This window comes from Pseudogulbenkiania ferrooxidans 2002 (genome assembly GCF_000174355.1).
In the GTDB taxonomy this organism is placed as follows: domain Bacteria; phylum Pseudomonadota; class Gammaproteobacteria; order Burkholderiales; family Chromobacteriaceae; genus Pseudogulbenkiania; species Pseudogulbenkiania ferrooxidans.
This window is the reverse complement of sequence record NZ_ACIS01000008.1, coordinates 130316-150706: the sequence shown is the minus strand read 5'-3', so window position 1 is coordinate 150706 and position 20391 is coordinate 130316. Positions and strand designations below refer to the sequence as shown.

Annotated in this window: 19 protein-coding genes and 2 riboswitches; of the genes, 11 read left to right on the top strand and 8 right to left on the bottom strand. The window is 63.9% G+C overall.

Annotation, left to right across the window (positions count from 1 at the left end):
• Positions 1–97 precede the first annotated feature (97 nt).
• From FURADRAFT_RS14855 to gluQRS, 5 genes are all read right to left on the bottom strand, one after another.
• Positions 98–1723, bottom strand: coding sequence for an isovaleryl-CoA dehydrogenase (locus tag FURADRAFT_RS14855; protein WP_008954984.1), 1626 nt, complete (start codon positions 1721–1723; stop codon positions 98–100).
• Positions 1724–1915: 192 nt separating this feature from the next.
• Positions 1916–4771 (bottom strand): aminomethyl-transferring glycine dehydrogenase, encoded by a 2856-nt coding sequence (gene gcvP, locus FURADRAFT_RS14850; protein ID WP_008954983.1) that lies wholly within the window; start codon positions 4769–4771, stop codon positions 1916–1918.
• A gap of 99 nt (positions 4772–4870) precedes the next feature.
• Positions 4871–5257 (bottom strand): glycine cleavage system protein GcvH, encoded by a 387-nt coding sequence (gcvH, locus tag FURADRAFT_RS14845; RefSeq protein ID WP_008954982.1) that lies wholly within the window; start codon positions 5255–5257, stop codon positions 4871–4873.
• A gap of 96 nt (positions 5258–5353) precedes the next feature.
• Positions 5354–6442, bottom strand: a complete 1089-nt coding sequence (gcvT, locus tag FURADRAFT_RS14840; RefSeq protein ID WP_008954981.1) for a glycine cleavage system aminomethyltransferase GcvT — start codon at positions 6440–6442, stop codon at positions 5354–5356.
• Between the two features lie 31 nt (positions 6443–6473).
• A riboswitch (glycine riboswitch) is annotated at positions 6474–6581 on the bottom strand.
• Positions 6582–6600: 19 nt separating this feature from the next.
• Positions 6601–6696: riboswitch (glycine riboswitch) on the bottom strand.
• Positions 6697–6835: 139 nt separating this feature from the next.
• On the bottom strand, positions 6836–7738 hold the full coding sequence (gluQRS, locus tag FURADRAFT_RS14835; protein WP_008954980.1) for a tRNA glutamyl-Q(34) synthetase GluQRS: 903 nt from the start codon (positions 7736–7738) through the stop codon (positions 6836–6838).
• A gap of 84 nt (positions 7739–7822) precedes the next feature.
• Between gluQRS and fdxA the strand changes: the two genes are divergently transcribed.
• Complete coding sequence (fdxA, locus tag FURADRAFT_RS14830) at positions 7823–8146, top strand: ferredoxin FdxA (protein ID WP_008954979.1); 324 nt, start codon at positions 7823–7825, stop codon at positions 8144–8146.
• Positions 8147–8360: 214 nt separating this feature from the next.
• On the opposite strand, the gene FURADRAFT_RS14825 is transcribed toward fdxA, so the two are convergent.
• Positions 8361–9527 carry a sensor histidine kinase gene (locus FURADRAFT_RS14825; RefSeq protein ID WP_008954978.1) on the bottom strand — a complete coding sequence of 389 codons (1167 nt, stop codon included), beginning with the start codon at positions 9525–9527 and terminating at the stop codon, positions 8361–8363.
• Between the two features lie 179 nt (positions 9528–9706).
• Here FURADRAFT_RS14825 and FURADRAFT_RS14820 point away from each other — a divergent pair, with 179 nt between their 5' ends.
• The 10 genes from FURADRAFT_RS14820 (at position 9707) to FURADRAFT_RS14775 (ending at position 18955) form a co-directional block, all read left to right on the top strand.
• Positions 9707–10651: a chemotaxis protein gene (locus tag FURADRAFT_RS14820; protein ID WP_008954977.1), complete on the top strand. Its 945-nt coding sequence runs from the start codon at positions 9707–9709 to the stop codon at positions 10649–10651.
• A gap of 48 nt (positions 10652–10699) precedes the next feature.
• Positions 10700–11668 (top strand): chemotaxis protein, encoded by a 969-nt coding sequence (locus FURADRAFT_RS14815; RefSeq protein ID WP_008954976.1) that lies wholly within the window; start codon positions 10700–10702, stop codon positions 11666–11668.
• Positions 11669–11717: 49 nt separating this feature from the next.
• Positions 11718–12107, top strand: coding sequence for a chemotaxis response regulator CheY (gene cheY / locus FURADRAFT_RS14810; RefSeq protein WP_008954975.1), 390 nt, complete (start codon positions 11718–11720; stop codon positions 12105–12107).
• A 45-nt stretch (positions 12108–12152) separates the two neighbouring features.
• Positions 12153–12902: a protein phosphatase CheZ gene (gene cheZ / locus FURADRAFT_RS14805; RefSeq protein WP_008954974.1), complete on the top strand. Its 750-nt coding sequence runs from the start codon at positions 12153–12155 to the stop codon at positions 12900–12902.
• 54 nt (positions 12903–12956) lie between these two features.
• Positions 12957–14837, top strand: coding sequence for a chemotaxis protein CheA (locus FURADRAFT_RS14800; RefSeq protein ID WP_008954973.1), 1881 nt, complete (start codon positions 12957–12959; stop codon positions 14835–14837).
• Between the two features lie 27 nt (positions 14838–14864).
• Entirely contained in the window at positions 14865–16088 is a 1224-nt protein-coding gene (locus FURADRAFT_RS14795) for an EAL and HDOD domain-containing protein (RefSeq protein ID WP_008954972.1), read from the top strand.
• 36 nt (positions 16089–16124) lie between these two features.
• Positions 16125–16808, top strand: a complete 684-nt coding sequence (gene tsaB / locus FURADRAFT_RS14790; protein WP_008954971.1) for a tRNA (adenosine(37)-N6)-threonylcarbamoyltransferase complex dimerization subunit type 1 TsaB — start codon at positions 16125–16127, stop codon at positions 16806–16808.
• Positions 16805–17245, top strand: a complete 441-nt coding sequence (gene rimI, locus FURADRAFT_RS14785; RefSeq protein WP_008954970.1) for a ribosomal protein S18-alanine N-acetyltransferase — start codon at positions 16805–16807, stop codon at positions 17243–17245. Before tsaB ends, rimI begins: the two co-directional genes overlap by 4 nt.
• Positions 17242–18096, top strand: a complete 855-nt coding sequence (locus FURADRAFT_RS14780; RefSeq protein WP_008954969.1) for a uracil-DNA glycosylase — start codon at positions 17242–17244, stop codon at positions 18094–18096. Before rimI ends, FURADRAFT_RS14780 begins: the two co-directional genes overlap by 4 nt.
• A gap of 190 nt (positions 18097–18286) precedes the next feature.
• On the top strand, positions 18287–18955 hold the full coding sequence (locus tag FURADRAFT_RS14775; RefSeq protein ID WP_008954968.1) for a GntR family transcriptional regulator: 669 nt from the start codon (positions 18287–18289) through the stop codon (positions 18953–18955).
• 52 nt (positions 18956–19007) lie between these two features.
• Here FURADRAFT_RS14775 and FURADRAFT_RS14770 read toward each other — a convergent pair whose 3' ends face one another.
• Positions 19008–19496: a dihydrofolate reductase gene (locus FURADRAFT_RS14770; RefSeq protein ID WP_008954967.1), complete on the bottom strand. Its 489-nt coding sequence runs from the start codon at positions 19494–19496 to the stop codon at positions 19008–19010.
• The gene (locus FURADRAFT_RS14765; protein ID WP_008954966.1) at positions 19493–20287 is read right to left on the bottom strand and encodes a thymidylate synthase; all 795 of its coding nucleotides are present in this window, start codon (positions 20285–20287) and stop codon (positions 19493–19495) included. The genes FURADRAFT_RS14770 and FURADRAFT_RS14765 overlap by 4 nt, the downstream gene beginning before the upstream one ends.
• Between the last annotated feature and the right edge of the window lie 104 nt (positions 20288–20391).

Genomic DNA, 20391 nt, shown 5'->3' with positions numbered 1-20391 from the left:
GCACGACGCCGCCACGCGCGGCCGTCCGTGGGCCGCACGCCCTGGCTCGCGCCCGTCCCGCTCCGCTTACGCGCCTCCCCCATGCGCATCCGCCCGCTCAGGCCGACAGCGCGCGGCGCACGATCGGCGCCAGCGCCAGCGTCGACGGCAGGCTGCCGAAGCTGCCGCCCCAGTCCTCGCCCAGGCGCGAGGCACAGAACGCCTCGGCCAGCGCTTCCGGCGCGTGGCGCAGCAGCAAACCTGCCTGCACCAGCAGCACCATGCGCCGCACCAGGTGGCGGGCGTCGGCCTCCGCCACGGGGCGCTGCAGCTGGTCGCTCAGGCGCCCCAAGGCGTGGCGATAGAGCGGGTGGCATCCCGGCACCTGCGCCAGCTCGGCCAGCAGCATGTCGCGCGCACGCGGGTGCTTGGCGAGGGTGCGCAGCACGTCGAGGCACATCACGTTGCCCGAGCCCTCCCAGATCGAATTCACCGGCATTTCGGCGTAGGCCCGCGCCGCCACGCTTTCCGCCATGTAGCCGTTGCCGCCCAGCACCTCCATCGCTTCCGCCGCCAGTTCCGGACCGCGCTTGCACACCCAGTACTTGCCGGCCGGCACCAGCAGCCGGCGCAGCAGCATTTCTCCCTCGTCGTCCGGGGCGTCAGCGGCGCGCGCCAGGCGCAGGGCCAGCGCGATGGCGGCCTCGGTCTCCAGCGCCATGTCGGCCAGCACGTTGAGCATCAGCGGCTGCTCGATCAGGCGGTGGCCGAACGCGCGGCGATGGCGACAATGGTGCACCGCCTGCGCCAGCACCTGGCGCATCATGCCGGCGCTGCCCAGCAGGCAGTCGAAGCGGGTGTGCCCGCCCATTTCCAGGATGAGCGGCACGCCCCTCCCTTCCTCGCCCAGCAGCACGGCGTAGGCGGCGTCGAACTCGGCCTCGGCCGAGGCGTTGGAACGGTTGCCGAGCTTGTCCTTGAGACGCAGCAGGCACACCGCGTTGCGCGTGCCGTCCGGCAGCCAGCGCGGCAGAAAGAAGCAGGACAGGCCGCCCGGCGCCTGCGCCAGCACCAGGTGGGCGTCGCTCTGCGGCACCGAGAAGAACCACTTGTGACCGCTGAGGCGGTAGCTGCCGTCCGCACACGGTTCGGCACGCGTGGTATTGGTCCGGACGTCGGAGCCGCCCTGCTTCTCGGTCATGCCCATACCGACCAGGCCGCCGTGCTTCTGCGCGAGCGGCAGGTCGCGTTCGTCGTAGTCGTGGCTGCACAGCGTCGGCAGCCAGTCCAGCGTCAGGCCGGCGTGCTGCGACAGCACCGGGATGGCGCCGAAGGTCATGGTGGTGGGGCACAGCGTGCCGGCCTCGACCTGGGCCTGCAGCAGGAAGGCGGCGGCGCGCGCCACATGGGCGCCAGGCCGGGGCTCCTCCCACGGCGCGCAATGCAGGCCACGCTCGACAATGCCGCGCATCAGCGTGTGCCAGGCGGGGTGGAACTCCACCTCGTCGAGTCGAAAGCCCTGGGCGTCGAAGCCGTGCAGCAAGGGGGGATAGCGGTTGGCGAGTCGACCCAGCTCGAAGCTGTCGCGCCGCCCCAGCAGCGCGCCGCAGTCGAACAGCGGCTCGCGCGCCCACGCCGCGCCCTCGCGCACCACCCCTTCCTGCAAGGCGACATCGCTGCTGAACAGGTTGTAGTCGACCAGAGGCGGCGGCTGGTTCAAGACTTCGCGGGCTGACGGGGGCATGCGGATTCTCCTGGCGGAGCAAGCTGGCCGAGGGTGCGCCGGCCACCATGTCCTTTTGCAGCCTAGACCCGCCACCCGCCCCCGGCAAGCAGCAGACCGGCAAACAAAAACGGCTCCCCGCGATGGGGAGCCGTTTGCCGTCAAAGGTTGGCCGAAGCGGTGCGACACACCGGCTGCGGCATCGCCTGACGCTTACTCGTACTCTTCAACCGACGGGCAGCTGCACACCAGGTTGCGGTCGCCGTAGACGTCGTCGATGCGGTTCACGCTCGGCCAGAACTTGTTGTCCAGCACGTACGGCAGCGGGAAGAAGGCCTCGTCGCGGCTGTACGGACGGGTCCACTCGGCGGCAATGTCGGCCTTGCTGTGCGGCGCGTTCACCAGCGGGTTGTTGTTGAGCGGCCAAACGCCGTTCTGCACCTTATCGATTTCCTGGCGGATGGCCACCATCGCGGCGATGAAGTGGTCCAGCTCGGCCTTGGACTCCGACTCGGTCGGCTCGATCATCAGCGTGCCCGCCACCGGGAAGCTCATGGTCGGGGCGTGGAAGCCGTAGTCCATCAGACGCTTGGCCACATCCACCTCGGTGATGCCGGAGGCGGCCTTGAGCGGACGCAGGTCGATGATGCACTCGTGCGCCACACGGCCGTTGCGGCCGGTGTACAGCACCGGGTAGTGCGCCGACAGGTTCTTCATCAGGTAGTTGGCGTTCAGCAGCGCCATCTCGGTGGCGTGCTTCATGCCTTCCGCACCCATCATGCGGATGTACATGAAGGAGATCGGCAGGATCGACGCGGAACCGAACGGTGCCGCGGCAACCGCGCTCTGGCCGGCCACGGCGCCCGGTACTTCGGACACCACGTGGTTGGCCATGAACGGCGCCAGGTGCGACTTCATGCCGATCGGGCCCATGCCCGGGCCGCCGCCGCCGTGCGGGATGCAGAAGGTCTTGTGCAGGTTCATGTGCAGCACGTCGGCGCCGATGTCGGCCGGGCGGGTCAGCCCCACCTGCGCGTTCATGTTGGCGCCGTCCATGTACACCTGGCCGCCGGCCGCGTGCACGATCTCGCAGATTTCCTTGATGCCTTCCTCGAACACGCCGTGGGTGGACGGGTAGGTGATCATCAGCGCGCCCAGGTTGGCCGCATGCTGCTCGGCCTTGGCACGGAGATCGGCCATGTCCACGTTGCCGTTCTCGTCGGTTTTCACCACCACCACCTGCATGCCCAGCATCTGCGCGGTGGCCGGGTTGGTGCCGTGCGCGGATTGCGGGATCAGGCAGACGTTACGGTGCGCTTCGCCACGGCTGGCGTGGAAGCGGCGGATCGCCAGGATACCGGCGTACTCGCCCTGCGCGCCGGAGTTCGGCTGCATTGAGATAGCGTCGAAGCCGGTGATGGCCAGCAGCTGCTGTTGCAGCGCCTCGATCATTTCCAGATAGCCGGCGGCCTGATCGCGCGGGGCGAACGGGTGCATGTTGGCGAATTCCGGCCAGGTGATCGGGATCATCTCGCTGGTGGCGTTGAGCTTCATGGTGCAGCTGCCGAGGCTGATCATGGAGTGGTTCATCGCCAGGTCGCGGTTTTCCAGCTTCTTGAGATAGCGCAGCATCTCGTGTTCGCTGTGGTGGGTGTTGAACACCGGGTGCGACAGGATGGCGGATTCGCGCTTGAGCCCAGCCGGAATGGCGTCGGCAGCGGCGGCATCCAGTGCGGCAACGTCGGCCGGCTTGCCGGTGAAAATCTCGATCAGCTGAGCCAGGTCGGCTTCGCTGGCGGCTTCGTGGAAGGCCACGCCCAGCACGCCGTTGCCGGCGTCGCGCAGGTTGATGCCGGCAGCCAGCGCGGCGGCGTACACCTTGGCCGCATCGGCGCCCAAGTCGACCTGCACGGTGTCGTAGAAGCGGTCGAACACCAGCTTGCCACCAGCCGCCTTCACCGCGTGGGCGAAGATGGCCGCCAGGCGATGGATGCGCGCGGCGATGCGCTTCACGCCCTCGGCGCCGTGGTACACGGCGTACATGCCGGCGATGTTGGCCAGCAGCACCTGCGAGGTACAAATATTGGAGTTGGCCTTCTCGCGGCGGATATGCTGCTCGCGGGTCTGCAGCGCCATGCGCAGCGCGGTCTTGCCCTTGGCATCGACCGACACGCCGATGATGCGGCCCGGAGCGGAGCGCTTCATCTCGTCCTTGAACGCGAAGTAGGCGGCGTGCGGGCCGCCGAAGCCCATCGGCACGCCAAAGCGCTGGGTGTTGCCCACCGCCACGTCGGCGCCCATTTCGCCCGGCGACTTCAGCGCCACCAGCGCCATCACGTCGGCCGCGACGATGGCCAGCGCGCCCTTGGCCTTGACCGCGGCGATGTACGGGGTCAGGTCCAACAGTTCGCCGGATTCGCCCGGGTACTGGAACAGCGCGCCGAAGTAGTCGCCGTTGCCGGCCTCTTCCGGATGGCCCAGCACCAGTTCGAAGCCGAAGTACTCGGCACGGGTCTTCATCACGTCCAGCGTCTGCGGCAGCACGCGGCTGTCGACGAAGAACTGCTCGGACTTGGACTTGGACACGCGGCGCGCCATAGCCATGGCTTCGGCGGCGGCAGTGGCTTCGTCCAACAGCGAGGCGTTGGCGATTTCCAGCCCGGTGAGATCGATGATCATCTGCTGGAAATTCAACAGCGCTTCCAGGCGGCCCTGGGCGATTTCGGCCTGGTACGGGGTATAGGCGGTGTACCAGCCCGGGTTTTCCAGCACGTTGCGCAGGATCACGCCCGGGGTGAGCACCGGGTAGTAACCCAGGCCGATGAAGGATTTGTTCACCACGTTCTTGCTGGCGACCGCTTTCAGGTCGGCCAGCGCGTCGGCTTCACGCTGCGCCGGCGGCAGGTCCAGCGTGCGGTTGAAGCGGATGTTGGCCGGTACGGTCTGGGCCACCAGGTCCTCGAAGGAGCCGGCGCCGACGTAGGCCAGCATCTCGGCCTTCTCGGTCTCGCACGGGCCGATATGGCGTTCGATGAATTCGTTGTGGTTAAACAGGGTAGAGAGTGTCATGTTGCAAGTATCCGGATGCAAGAGGACTATGGGCCGGCGCCGCCGGCCCCATAAAAGCAAAAGCCTCGCGCCCTGGGACGCGAGGCCGGTTCGGCTCGATCAGGCGCCGATTTCCTGGGCGTACTGTTCGGCGTTGAGCAGCTTGTCGAGGTCGGCGACGTTGCTCGGCTTGACCTTGAAGAACCAGCCCTGGCCGTACGGCTCGCTGTTGGCCAGTTCCGGAGCGGCTTCCAGTTCACCGTTCACGGCCACCACTTCGCCTTCGATCGGCGCGTACACGTCGGAAGCGGCCTTCACCGACTCCACCACGCCAGCCTGTTCGCCGTCACCCAGCACGGCACCCACTTTCGGCAGCTCGACGAACACGATGTCGCCCAGCAGTTCCTGGGCATGTTCGGTAATGCCCACGGTCACGGTGCCGTCTGCTTCCAGGCGCAGCCATTCGTGGCTGGATACGTATTTCAATTCGGCGGGGATTTGGCTCATTACTGCATCTCCAATGTAGAAAAGGTTGATGACGAGGCCTTGCCGCCCCGTCCGGAAGCGGGCCTGGCCCGCCTCCACTCAGTCCGGATACTCGGCTTAATTAAAGACTTTTTTGCCGTTGCGAACAAACGGCATCTTGACCACGCGCACCTCGGTCAGCGTGCCGCGCAGATCGACCTGGGCGGTCTCGCCGGTCGCGGCCGGCACGCGGGCGATGGCGATGGAATGCTTCAGCGTCGGCGAGAAAGTGCCGCTGGTGATGACGCCTTCGCCGGCGCCCTCGACCACCACCTTCTGCCCCTCGCGCAGCACGCCGCGCCCTTCCAGCACCAGGCCGACCTGCTTCATCGCGACGCCGGCGGCTTTCTGCGCTTCCAGCGCCTGACGGCCGATGAAGTCGCGCTCGGCCGGTTCCCAGGCGATGGTCCAGCCCATCCCGGCAGCCAGCGGCGACACGGTCTCGTCCATGTCGTGGCCGTACAGGTTCATGCCGGCTTCGAGACGCAGCGTGTCGCGCGCGCCCAAACCGATCGGCGCCACGCCGGCCGCCAGCAATTCGCGGAAGAAGGCCGGCGCCTCGGTGGCCGGCACCATGATTTCCAGGCCGTCTTCGCCGGTATAGCCGGTTCGCGCAAAGAACCAGTCGCCTGCAGGCAAGCCCTGGAAGATTTTCAGAGATTTAATAGCGTCTGCCAGCGTCGGCTTCACCGAGCACACTTTGGCAATGGCGTTGGGACCTTGCACGGCCAGCATAGCCAGATCGCGACGCACCTTCAGCGTCACATCGAAACCGGCTTTCTGCTGCTCCATCCAGGCCAGGTCCTTGTCGGTGGTACCGGCGTTGACCACCATGCGGTAGCCGTAGGAAGTCAGATAGACGATCAGGTCGTCCACCACGCCGCCGTCGGCGTTGAGCATGCCGGAATACAGTGCCTTGCCCTCGAAGCCCAGCTTGGCCACGTCGTTGGCGATCAGCTTCTGCAGCCAGGCCTTGGCGTCCGCACCGGTGATGTCGATCACGGTCATGTGGGAGACATCGAACATGCCGGCGTCGCTGCGCACCTGCTCGTGCTCTTTCAGCTGCGAGCCATAATGGATGGGCATTTCCCAGCCGGCAAAATCGACCATCTTGGCGCCGGCGGCGAGGTGTTCGTCAAACAGGGGGGTACGTTTCGGGGCCGTCATGCGGAGTCCTTCAGGGTGCGTTCATCCTTCTATACACCCCTCTGTCCCTACACCTGAGATTTTCCGACTGGTGCAGCACCAGCCGTTAGCCCCTTCGGTGGGCGCCTGGAACCAGGCGCCGCTCTCCAGATTCGGCGGGCCGCCCATGGAACGACGGCCCGATCCTCGCAGTCCTTTTGCCTGAGCGATTGCGGGTGCACTTGCGCCTTCGGCGGCGGCCGGCTTGCGCGGCCACTCTCTCCTGCTAGATGGGGCAAGATTATCGGCGCTGGCCGCCGGTCTGGCAAGCCGCACGCGGCTGCATGCCGCGATTATGTAGGCGCAGCGCCACGTTACTTCCCCACACAATAACCAACCGCAGCCCTTCCCCGACCAAGTTGGCCGAAGCCCGGCTCACACCCTCACCGGCCCGGCCGGCACCTTGTCCAATGACCAATGCCCGCGCGCCCAGGCCCACAACTCGGCCAGGCTGCCGCATTCGTTCGGCGGCACATGCCCCAGCCGCTGCAACGCCCGGCGCAGCTCCGCCGCCGCTGCCGCCGGGGCAATCGCCGGCGCCAGCGTCTGCTTGGACAGCTTCTCACCGGCCGAGTTGACCATCAGCGGCAAGTGGCAGTAACTCGGGGTAGGCACTCCCAGCGCCCGCTGCACGGCGATCTGGCGCGGCGTCGACACCAAGAGGTCGGCGCCGCGCACGATATCGGTGACGCCCTGCGCGGCATCGTCCACCACCACCGCCAGCTGGTAGGCCCAGAAGCCGTCGGCACGCAGCAGCACGAAATCGCCGATGTCGCGCTCCAGGTCCTGGCGGTACTCGCCCTGCAAGCGATCGACGAACACCGTCTCGCCCGGCGCCACGCGTAGCCGCCAGGCACGGCCGGCGCGCCCCGCCACGCAGCCGTTGCGGCAGGTTCCCGGATAGACGTAGCCGTCCACCCCGCGGCGGGCGTGTGCCGCGATCTCCTTGCGCGTACAGCCACAGGCGTACGCCAGGCCATCGCGGGCCAACTGGTCCAGCGCGGCGCGGTACAGCTCGTGGCGCCGGCTCTGGTATTCCACAGCGCCATCCCACTCGAAACCCAGCGCCTCGAGCGTCTGCAGGATGGCCGAAGCAGCGCCGGCCACCTCGCGCGGCGGGTCGAGGTCCTCCATGCGCAACAGCCAGACGCCGCCGCGCGTGCGCGCCTCCAGATAGCTGCCGACGGCGGTGGTCAACGAACCGGCATGCAATAAACCGGTCGGACTGGGGGCAAAACGGCCACGATAGGGCAAGGAGGGAGCGAAGCCAGACATCATCGGAAAACAGCCGGGAAAATCAAATGATGGCAAAATTGGCTAGACTGTTGAGTGTCAGCGCCCAAATCGCCAAAGGAAAATGCAATGGCCTACGTTGTAACCGAAGCTTGTATCAAATGCAAATACACCGACTGCGTCGATGTCTGTCCGGTCGACTGCTTCCATGAAGGCCCCAATTTCCTCGCCATCGACCCGGACGAATGCATCGATTGCACCCTGTGCGTCGCCGAGTGCCCGGTCGAAGCGATCTACGCCGAAGAAGACGTGCCGGCCGACCAGTTGCATTTCATCGAGATCAACGACCGGCTGTCCAAGGTCTGGCCGGTGATCGCCGCCAAGAAGGACCCCCTGCCGGATCACGAAGACTGGGCCAAGGTCACCGGCAAGACCCAGTATCTGGAAGAATAATTAAGGGGCCATCAGGCAAAACCCTGCTGGCGTTATTGCACTCGCATGCGAATCCTTCGCCGGACAAATCCCTGCGTGCCAATCTTTGAATTGGCTCAGCGATGAATTTACACGCAGAGATTGGTCCGGCAAGCCCTTGCCATCCTGCCTGTACTGTGCACACACCAAGACCAGTGCCCATAGCCGTGATCGCGGGGACGGCAAGCGGCTCGGCTCACGCTAGCGGCAGCCGCACCTCGAAGCAGGCGCCCCCGCCCTCGCGGTTGCCCGCACACACGCTGCCGTGCAGCTCCTCCACCACTTTCTTGACGATGGCGAGCCCCAGCCCAGTTCCCCCGGAGCGCGTGGTAAAGAACGGTTCGAACACCCGCTCCAGCAACTCGTCGCCCAGCCCCGGGCCCTCGTCGACCACGCACAGTCGCACTGCACCGCCCTCCAGCCGGGCGCCCAGCTCCACGCACTGGCCTTCTACGGAAAAGTGCAGCGCGTTCTCCAGCAGATTGACCAGGATGCCCACCAGCGCCTTGCGGTCTCCCGCCACCCGCACCGGCTCGCCCAGTGCAAAGTCACAGTCCAGCCGCACCGCCCGCGCGGCGTAATGAGGCTGCACCACGGCACGGACTTCTTCCAGCAACCCGGCCACGTCCAGCAGCTCGAGCTCGCTCACCTGCCCCCTGACGAAGCTCAGCATGTTCTGGATCAGCCCTTCCAGCGCCTTCAAACGAGCCAGGCTCTTATCGATGAAGCGCTCTCGCTCCGCCTCACCCAGGCTGGGCTGGCGCAAGTTGGCGGTGTAGAGCATGGCGGTCGCCAGCGGCGTACGCAGCTGATGCGCCAACGACGCCGCCATACTGCCCATCGAGGCCAGTTTCTGCTGCTGCGCCAGCTCGCTCGAGAGCTGGTGCAGGTGCGTGACGTCGTGCAGCAGCACGATCTGCCCGCCCAACTCCGGCAGGTCCTGGTACTGCAGCGTGATGCGGCGCGGTGGCTGCTCGCCACAACGCGGCAACAAAAAGGTGTTATCAATGTCGGTCGGCTGGAAGCCGGCCAGCACCTCCGGCCATGACCGTCCCCGCACCGACGCCCCCAGCATCGCCTCGGCGGCGGAGTTTTCAGTCTGCACCCGGCCATCGACCAGCAACTCAACCACGCCGGCCGGCAGCGCCTCCAGCAACATGCCGAGCCGCTCGGCCAACGCCGCGTTATTCGAGAGTTGACGCCTAAGCTCGTTATTGGCCTCGTCCAGTTGCGCATTCAGCACATTGACCTGCCCCTGCAGCTGGTTGTAGGCATCGATCAATTGGCCGGAAACGGCATTGAACTGGGCAAACGCCTGCTCCAGTGTTTGCTGGTCGTGCAAGTTTGAAACAGTTTTTGTCATTCACCACAACACATTTGTAAAAACTGATTAATCAGTATGATAATTATCCAAACCGGTTAAGCCAATCTGGGGTACATTTGCCGTAATGGACGGAGCCAGTGGCCCCCGACACCCCTAATAACGGGCGTATCGACACTCCAAACGATACTCCCAAAAAACACGATGCAGCGGAGGTTTCCGTGTCAGAACTTCTTAAAAAAATTGATGCCCGCACCAAGCTCGCCGGCACCAACAAGCTCGAAATCCTGTTGTTCTCCCTCGGAGAAGATCAACGAACCGGGCGCAAGGAAGTTTTCGGGATTAACGTCTTCAAGGTGCGCGAGGTCATGCGCACACCTGAAATCACCTCCGCGCCGGAAATGCCGTCTTCCGTGGAAGGCATGGTCAGCCTACGTGGCGCACTCGTGCCCATCATCGATCTGGCCAAGTACGCCGGCATCGTCACCGAGAAGAAGCCAGAAATCATGATCGTGACCGAATATAACGGTCACACCCAGGGTTTTCTGGTCGAGGCCGTCGACACCATCCTGCGGCTCGACTGGTCGGCCATGCGCGTGCCGCCGGAAATGATCACCAACCGCATGGGCGGGCTGGTCACCGCCGTGACCGAGCTCAACAACACCCTGGTCATGATGATGGACGTCGAGAAAGTCCTGGCCGAGACCTCGCTCACCGACGACGCCCATCACTTCCTGAACATCGAGCCGATCAAGGAAGAGCGCATGATCTTCTTCGCCGACGACTCGGTCGTCGCGCGCAAACAGATCGAACGCACCCTGGAAGCCATGAACGTCAAGTACGCCTACGCCATCAACGGCATGCGCGCCTGGGACGAACTCCAGCGGATGGCCGCCCAGGCTGACCTCTCCGGCCGCAAGCTCTGTGACATCGTCAACCTGGTGCTGACCGACGTGGAAATGCCGGAAATGGACGGCTACATGCTGACCAAGCTCATCAAGAGCGACCCGCGCTTTGCCGGCATTCCGGTGCTGATGCACTCCTCGCTGTCCGGAAACTCCAACCAGAAGCTCGGCGAATCGGTCGGTGTCGACTCCTACGTTTCCAAGTTCGAAGCCCAAAAACTGGCGATCAAGCTGCGCGAAATGCTGCACATCGGCAAGTAACGCACCACTGACGACCGCACTCAAAAAAGAAATCGGGAAAGGTTTGACATGCCAGCCACCGACGCTACCCTGCTCGCCAATATCGATGCCCGCACCAAGCTGGTCGGCTCCAACAAGATGGAGATCCTGCTGTTCTCGCTGGGCACGCGGGAAACCTTCGGCATCAACGTCTTCAAGGTCCGCGAAGTATCGCAGACCCCGACCATCACCAAGACCCCGAACATGCCGTTCGGGGTGGAAGGCGTCCTCTCGCTGCGCGGCAACATCATCCCGATCATCTCGCTCGCCCGCTTCATCGGTGCCAACGATCCGGCCAAGAAGTATGAAACTATGATCGTCACCGAATTCAACAAAAGCACCCAGGCCTTCCTGGTCGATTCGGTGGACCGCATCATCCGCGTCGACTGGGACAAGGTGCGCTCACCCGACAACATGATGTCGGGCAGTGCCGCGACGGCTGGCGAAGTGGCTTCGGCCAGTGGCATGAACCTGATCACGGCCATCACCGAACTGGAAGATGGCAAGTTGGTATCGATTCTGGACGTGGAACAGATCTTGGCCAGCGTGGTGGGCGAACCGCGCCTGCCCGAGCTGCCAACCGCCCAACTCGAAGCCGACCAGTACGTGTTCTTTGTCGACGATTCGGTGGTGGCGCGCAAGGAGATCACCGGCGTGCTGGAAAAGATGCGCATCAAGTTCCAACAGGCCAGCAATGGCCGCGAGGCCTGGGAACGGCTGCAAGCGTTAGCCAATCGCCACCAGGGCGATGCCGCCCCGCTGCACGACACCCTCAAGACCATTCTGGTGGACGCCGAGATGCCGGAAATGGACGGCTACGTGCTGACCCGCCTGATCAAGTCCGATCACCGCTTCAACGGCATTCCCGTCGTGATGCATTCCTCGCTGTCGTCCAACGCCAACCGCGCCATGGGCTCCAGCGTCGGCGTCGATGCCTACGTCGCCAAATTCGACCCTGCCGTGTTGGCCGAAACCCTGATTCCATTCCTGCAAAGGTAGTCGCTACAATAGCGGCCAGGAATCATTGACAAATTCAGGATAACCCTCGATGGCAGACAAGAATCTTCGCTTCCTTGTAGTGGACGACTTCTCAACCATGAGACGGATCGTACGCAACCTCCTCAAGGAACTCGGATTTACCAACGTCGATGAAGCGGAGGACGGCCAAGTTGCCCTCCACAAGCTCAAGACGCAGCACTTCGATTTCGTCGTGTCGGACTGGAACATGCCCAACATGACCGGAATCGAGCTGCTGAAAGCGGTACGCGCCGACCAACAGCTCAAGCCCCTGCCGTTCCTGATGATCACGGCCGAGGCCAAGCGCGAGAACATCATCGAAGCCGCCATGGCAGGGGCAAGTGGCTATATCGTCAAGCCGTTTACTGCCGCCACGCTGGAAGAAAAACTGAACAAGATCTTTCAGGCAATAAACAAATAAGAACCATTGCACGGCTTGTCGGGCCAGTATTCAGGAGGATTTATCGTGCCAGACCACGTTTTGGAAAGCGGGGATACCCCGGATCTCGAGGCCCTGTTTGACAGTATTGCCCAACAGCACCAGGCCGGCACGCCACAGATCGCCAGTGAAGCAGACAGTGCCACGGCGTCCACCTCCGCCGCCGAGGGCAGCCCCTCGGTGATGTATGAGCAAATCGGGCAACTGACCCGCAAATTACACAGCGCGCTGCGCGACATGGGTTACGACAAATCGCTGGAACGGGTCGCGAATGCCATCCCCGATGCCCGCGACCGTCTCTCCTACATCTCCACGCTGACCGAATCCGCGGCAGAGCGAGTACTCAATGCCACCGACATTGCCAAGCCGATCCAGGACGAGCTTGAAAGCAACGCCAAGCAGCTGTCCGAGCGCTGGAACCGGCTGTTCGCCAATATGCTGTCGGTCGACGAGTTCCGCCAGCTGAGCCAGGACACGCACCGTTATCTGCAGAGCGTGCCGGAGCAGACCCAGGCCACCAGCGCGCAACTGCTCGACATCGTCATGGCGCAGGATTTTCAGGATCTGACCGGCCAAGTCATCAAGAAGATGATGGGCATGGTCAAGACGATCGAAACCGATCTCGTCGCCTTCTTGATCGAATTCTCGCCGGAAGAGAAGAAAACGGAAATCGACCCGACTCTGCTGAATGGTCCGGTGATCAACCCGGAAGGACGCAGCGATGTGGTCACCAACCAACAACAAGTCGACGACCTGCTGGAAAGCCTCGGCTTCTGAGACCACGGTCGCAACAAGAAACAAGAAACAATAAATAACGGTGCGGGGTAAAAAATGAGCGAATTCGGCGGCATGGAAGAGTTGTTGCAGGACTTCCTGATGGAGTCCAACGACCTTCTCTCGGACGTTGACAACAAGTTGGTCGAACTGGAAAAAAGGCCAGAAGACCGCGCCTTGCTCAACGACATTTTCCGCGGCTTTCATACCATCAAGGGCGGCGCCGGCTTCCTCAACGTGGCGCCCATGGTGACCCTCTGCCACCGCACGGAAAACCTGTTCGACAAGCTGCGCAACGCCGAACTTCAGCTCAACCCCGAAGTAATGGACGTGATCCTTGACGCCACGGCCTCCGTGCGCGACATGTTCGGCACCCTGGGCCAGGGGCTGATGCCGAGAGACGCCGATGGCGCATTGCTCGCCGCCCTGGATGCCGTCCTGTCCGGCCGCATGCCGCAGGCACCAGTCCCGCAAGCCACACCGGCCACACCGCCGGTGGCCAGTGCCCCGCAACGCAGCGACGAACCGGACTGGAACAGTCTCTACCAGGCCGTTGTCCCTGCCGCCCGTACCACCACGCCCACTGCGCCGGCCCCTGCACCGGTGGAAGTAGTGCCTGCTGCTGCGTTGGTGCCGGAAACCGAGCCGGTAACGGCCGTAGCGGCAGCCAGCCGGGCCGCGGCGCCGGCCAAGAACGTGACGGCGAGCAAGTCGGCCAGCGGCGGCGGGCATGAAAACACTATCCGCATCGATACCAACCGCCTCGACATGGTGCTCAACCTGTCCGGCGAAATCGGTCTGACCAAGAACCGCCTCACCACGCTGCGCACCGAGATTCTGCAGGGCAACAACGACAGCAATACCCTGCGCTCGCTGGACGAGGCCATCAGCCAGCTCGACCTGCTGGTCGGGGATCTGCAGAACGCGGTGATGAAGACCCGCATGCAGCCGATCGGCCGGCTGTTCCAGAAGTACCCCCGCCTGGCCCGTGACCTGGCGCGCCAGCTCGGCAAGGACGTCGAACTGGTACTGAGCGGCGAAGAGACCGAGCTTGACAAGACCATGATCGAGGATCTGAACGACCCGCTGGTGCACCTTGTGCGCAACGCCGTCGATCACGGTGTCGAGTCCACCGCGGAGCGCATCGCCGCCGGCAAGAAACCGCAGTCGCTGATCCAGCTAACGGCCGAACAGGTCGGCGACCATATCCTGATCGAGATCACCGACGACGGTCGCGGCATGAATGCCGACGCCCTGCGTCGCAAGGCAGTGGAAAAGGGCCTGATCGACACCGAAGCCGCCAATGCTCTGGACGAGAAGCAGTGCCTGCAGCTGATCTTCCTGCCTGGCTTCTCCACCAAGGACCAGATTTCAAGTGTGTCTGGCCGCGGTGTCGGCATGGACGTGGTTCGTACCAACATCCAGAAGCTCAACGGCCGCATCGACATCAACTCGATTCCGGGCGAAGGTACCCGCATCAGCATCTCGCTGCCGCTGACGCTGGCGATCCTGCCGGTACTGGTGGTGCGCGCCTGCAACCAGCCGTTCGCGGTGCCGCTGGCGATGGTGCGCGAGATCATCACCATCGATCCGGAAGCCATCCAGGAAGTCTCGGGCAATCCGACTATCGTGGTGCGCGACGAAATCCTCCCGCTCAAGACCCTGGCCGGCCTGCTCGGCTGGGCACCGACCCAGAAACCGGGGTTCGGCGTGCTGATGCAATCGGCCGAGCGCTCTTTCATCCTGGCCATCGACTCCTTCGTCGGCCGCGATGATGTGGTGATCAAGCCGCTGCAGAATATCCGTCCCAAGGGCGTGGCGGGTGCCACGCTGTCGGGGGACGGCTCGGTCGTGCTGGTACTCGACATGGAAGACCTGTTGACGGCGAAGGACGGCGTAAGTGGGATGGTCAAGACCTCCGAACTGATTACGATCTGACGCTTACCCCACACTGAACGGTACAGAATGACAACAAGCAGTGCCTTCATCGGACGCCAGCCTGTATTGAACCGAAATCAGCAGCTCATCGGCTATGAGCTGCTGTTTCGCCCCTCCCTCGAGGCGGAAGGCGCCGGCCCGCTGGCCGCGCTTCAAGCCGACACCCAGGTTCTGGTCAACACCCTGCACAATATGGGAACCAGCTGGCTGATCGGCAACAAGCTGGCCTTCATCAACGTCGGCGAAGCCATGCTGGCCAGCGAGTTTCTCGAGTTGCTGCCGGCACGTCGGGTCATTCTCGACCTGATGCCCGAGATCACCCCCTCCAACGAGCTGATTGCCCGCATCAAGTATCTGCATGCCCAGGGTTTCGGCATCGCCATGGATGGCTTCTCGTTCAACGCGCCTTCAGCCCAACTGCTGGAATATGCCAAATACGTCAAACTGGACGTTCAGAAGCACGGTACCAGCGACTTCCAGATGCTGGCCGCCCAAGTGCGCAGCTACCCGGTAATCCGCATCGCCGAAAAAGTGGAAACGCACGAGCACTTCCACCTCTGCCGCGAACTGGGTATGGATGGTTTTCAGGGCTATTACTTCGCCAAGCCGGAGACCCTGTCCGCCAAGGTCATCCATCCCTCTTTCACGCACACGCTGGAGCTGCTCAACCTGCTGCGCATGGATGCCGAGATCAAAGAAGTCGAGGCGGTATTCAAGCGTGACATCGCGCTGTCCTACAAGCTGCTGCGCTTCGTGAACTCGGCCGCGGCGGGACTCAACACCACCATCAGTTCGTTCAGCCACGCGGTCACCGTGCTGGGCTACAAACGGCTCTATCGCTGGCTGACCCTGCTCTTGGTCACCGCCAACGAAGATGGCAAGACTCCACCCGCCCTGCAAAAGACCGCCATTACCCGGGCACGCTTCATGGAACTCCTGGGCGGTGCGCTCAACCTGCCTAACGATGCTTGCGAATCGCTGTTCGTGATCGGTATGTTCAGCTTGCTCGACGTGCTGTTCGACATGCCGATGACCTCCGTGCTGGAACACCTCCACCTCTCCGACCAGTTCAAGCAGGTGCTGCTGGAGCAACCGGACCGGCTCACCCCCTTCCTCCAATTGGCCAAGGCCTGCGAAGACAAGGAGATGCGTGACGTCCCGCAACTGTGTCGGGAACTGGGTCTGTCGCCCGAACCGTTCAATCAGGCTCACGTCGAGGCGCTCGCCTGGGTGGAGGAACTGGGCTTATAATTCACGGCTTTTCCCCGTCAGCCCTCCGGAAACGCCATGAAACTGCTTGCCATCGATACCTCGACGGACTTCCTGTCGCTTGCCGTCTTAAACGATGACAACACCGTCGTGTTTCATGAGCGCGTCGGCCAGAAACACGCCGAACAGGCGCTACCACATGTACAGAGCCTGCTGTGCGATGCCGGGCTGACGCTTCAGCAACTCGACGGCGTCGTGTACGGGCAGGGTCCGGGCTCGTTCACCGGGCTGCGCATCGGCTGCGGTCTGGCCCAGGGCTTGGCGTTTGCCGCCGGCCTACCCGTCATCCCCATCCCCACCCTCGACAGCGTGGCGGAACAGGCCGGCGCGACGCGGGTTGTCGCCTGTAACGACGCCCGCATGCAGCAAGTCTACCTGGCGAGTTACGACCTAGCCGCGCCTCGCCGCCTTTCCCCTATCCTGCTGCTCGACCCGGAGCAGGCCGGCAGCGAACTGCAGCTGGATGGAGAAGGCTGGGTGGGTGCCGGCGACGGCTTTGCCGCCTACCCCATGCTGGCGAGTGGCACTTGGGGCTCACAGCTTGACGCCATTCACAGCGACATCCGCCCCCACGCCGCCAGTTACCTGCGGCTGGCGCAAAGCGGGCGCTACCCCCGCCTCCCGGCGCGCGAAGCCGATCTGCTCTACGTGCGCAACAAGGTGGCGCTGACCTCGCGCGAGCAGCAGGCACGCCAGCGATGATCGCCTTCCGCCCGGCCTCTGCGCCCGACCTGGAAAAACTGGCCTCACTGGAAGCGGCGGCCACTCCCCATGGCTGGAGCGAGCGGCAGTTCCACGACTCCCTGGCGGCCGGCCACGCCTTCCTGCTGCTGGAGATCGATGGCGAAGTGTACGGACACGCGGTCAGCATGACGGTGCTGGACGAGGCGGAGCTGCTGACCATCGTGATCGCCCCCGACCGACAGGGGCAGGGACTGGGACAGGCCTTGCTGGGCGAGCTGCTGCAGCAACTGCGCCAGCAAGGGTGCTCGCGGCTCTTCCTGGAAGTCAGGGAAAGCAACCAACCCGCCCGTGCACTCTATGCCAAGAGCGGCTTCGTCGAGACAGGCCTGCGCAAGCACTACTACCCCACCTCATCCGGGCGCGAGCATGCCGTGTTGATGGAGCTTGGGCTATGAGCCGCCGCCATCTGATCGGTGAGGTCATCGGCCTCGGCCCGCTGTGGCGCGCGCGCGACGCACGCTTTGACGACCACCCGGCACGGCGTGAGCCGCCGCCGGCCGCGCCCTTGGCCGACGCCCCGGTAGAAGCGGCAACGGCAGAAACCGCCCCCGTTCCTGTCGCCGCAGCCGTCCCGGTGCCCACTGCCGTCCAGGCGGCCACCTCGGCACCCGCCCCTGCCGCCCCGGTTCCGGCGGTACTCGCCGAACAGGCGGCCCCCACCCTCCCCGCGCCGGCCAAGCCCGTGCTGAGCTGGGACGAACTGGAGCAGACCGTCGCCCGCTGCAGTCACTGCCGCTTGTGCGAGACGCGCACCCAGACGGTGTTCGGCCGCGGCAATCCACAGGCGCGCTGGCTGATCATCGGGGAAGCGCCGGGTGAACAAGAGGACAAACAGGGCAAGCCATTCGTCGGCCGCGCCGGCCAACTGCTCGACAACATGCTGGCCGCCATCGGTCTCGACAGCAACCACGATGTCTACATCGCCAACGTGCTCAAGTGCCGCCCTCCCGGCAACCGCAACCCTTCGGCCGATGAGATCGTAGCCTGCCAGGATTACCTGCGTCAGCAGATTGCGCACATCCGCCCGACCCTGATCCTGGCGCTGGGACGCTTCGCCGCGCAGACCCTGCTCGACAGCAACGACAGCATCGCGCGCCTGCGCGGCCGGGTGCATCGCTACCAGGATGTGCCGATGATCGTCAGCTTCCATCCGGCCTACCTGCTGCGCAATCTGCCCGACAAGGCCAAGAGCTGGCAGGATCTGGTGTTCGCGCGTCGCACCTTCCGCCAACTCACCGGACAGTGAACGGGGCACTCCCCCTCTGCCCGCACACGGCAGGTGCCGCGCTCGCGCCACGCGCCCCTCACTTCCACTCCCGCTCACGCTACACTGACGTCCTCGAAAATCCGGCGGACGGCCAAGGCGGGGGCACAACCCTGCCAGACTCCCCGACGACAATAAGACAGAAAACTCCGCTCTTTTCAGGAGAACATGCATGAGGTTCAAGGCTAACGACTCCCTTACCGAGCAGATTGCCCAGCACTTGGGCAACCAGATCATCCTCGGACTGATGCGGCCGGGGGAGCGTATCCAGGAGCTTCGCATCGCCAGCGAACTCGACGTCAGCCGCGGCTCGGTACGCGAAGCGTTGCTGATCCTGCAACGCCGCCACCTGGTCAACATCTACCCGCGGCGCGGCGCTGTGGTGGCGAGTATCAGCGCCCGGGACGTGCACGACTTTTTCGGCCTGTGGTTTTTGCTGCTGGAGACGGTGGTGGGCAATATGGCATGGCAGTGGCAGAACGACGATCTTGCCCGCTTCTTCGAACTGCTGGGGCAACTCGAAGCCAGCCGCCAGCACAACGACATCCAGGGCTTCTACCAGCAAGGGGTAGCCTTCCTGCAGGCTTTGTACGGCTTTGCCGACAACCATTACATCGAAAGCACGCTGCGTGACCTCTTGCCGCTGACGCAGCGCTGCCTGTACGCCATCCTGCGCGCAGGCTCGCCGCAGGTGGAGCGCACCTACGCCTTTCTGGAAGAACTGCTGAAGGCCATCATCGCGCGTGACACGCTCCGGCTCCAGACGATGATCCGGCAGTTCGGTGCCGATTACGGCCGGCTCGCCGCCGCCTCGGCAGAGGCACTGGAGGGAGTGCAGTAAACAGCGCTGCCGGGCAGTGGTGCCGGGCAGCGCTATCGGTTCGTCAGGGCGATCAGCCGCGCAGGTAGCTCACGAAGGCATAGTCGAGCCCCTGCTCGCTGCGATGCGACTCGCGCTGCACTTCCTGCCAGCCACCGCTGCCGAAGTCGGGGAAATGCGCGTCGCCCTGATAGTTCCCGGCAATTTCAGTGAGCTCCAGGCGGTGTGCCAAGGGCAAGGCCTGACGATACAGGTCGGCGCCGCCGATGATGCAGGCGGATTCCGCCTCCGCTACCAGTGCCAGGGCCGCCTCCAGGCTGTGCGCGACCTCCACACCGGCAGCACTCCAGTCGTGCTGGCGCGTCACCACGATATTGCGCCGGCCCGGCAACGGGCGGCCGATCGAATCATAGGTCTTGCGGCCCATGATCACCGGCTTGCCCAGCGTCACCGCCTTGAAATGCTTCAGGTCCTCGGGCAGATGCCACGGCAGCCGGTTGTCGATGCCGATGACGCGGTTGGCCGCCATCGCCGCCACCAGGGTGATGCAGGGTGTCGTCATACCGCCACCTTGGCCTTGATGTGGGGCATCGGGTCATAGCCTTCCAGTTCGAAGTCTTCGAAGCGGAAGGCGAACAGATCAGTCACGGCCGGGTTGATCTTCATCACCGGCAGCGGGCGCGGTTCGCGCGCCAGTTGCTCGTCGGCCTGCTCCAGGTGGTTGCTGTAGAGGTGGGCGTCGCCCAGCGTGTGCACGAACTCGCCCGGCTTCAGGCCGCACACCTGCGCCACCATCATCGTCAACAGCGCATACGAGGCAATGTTGAACGGCACGCCAAGGAAGATGTCAGCCGAGCGCTGGTAGAGCTGGCAAGAGAGCCGGCCGTCAGCCACGTAGAACTGGAACAGCGCGTGGCAGGGCGGCAGCGCCATCTCGTCCACCAGAGCGGGGTTCCAGGCCGACACGATGAGCCGGCGCGAGTCCGGGTTCTTCTTGATCATCTCGACCACGTTGGCGATCTGGTCGACGTGACGGCCATCCGGCGCCGGCCAGCTGCGCCACTGGTAGCCGTACACCGGGCCCAGATTGCCGTTCTCGTCCGCCCATTCGTCCCAGATCGACACGCCGTTCTCCTTGAGATAACGGATGTTGGTGTCCCCGGAGAGGAACCACAGCAGCTCGTGCACGATGGACTTCAGGTGCAACTTCTTGGTGGTCAGGAGCGGAAACCCGTCGGCCAGATCGAAGCGCATCTGGTAGCCGAACACGGACAGGGTGCCGGTGCCGGTACGGTCAGATTTATAGTGGCCGTGCTCGCGCACGTGACGCATCAGGTCGAGGTACTGTTTCATGTCGTCAGTGCCGGAAATAATGAACAGGCGGGAAAACGGGCGATTTTATCAGAATCTGCCACATGGAAAAAACATAAAAAAACAGGAAATTGCGCCCGGATTCT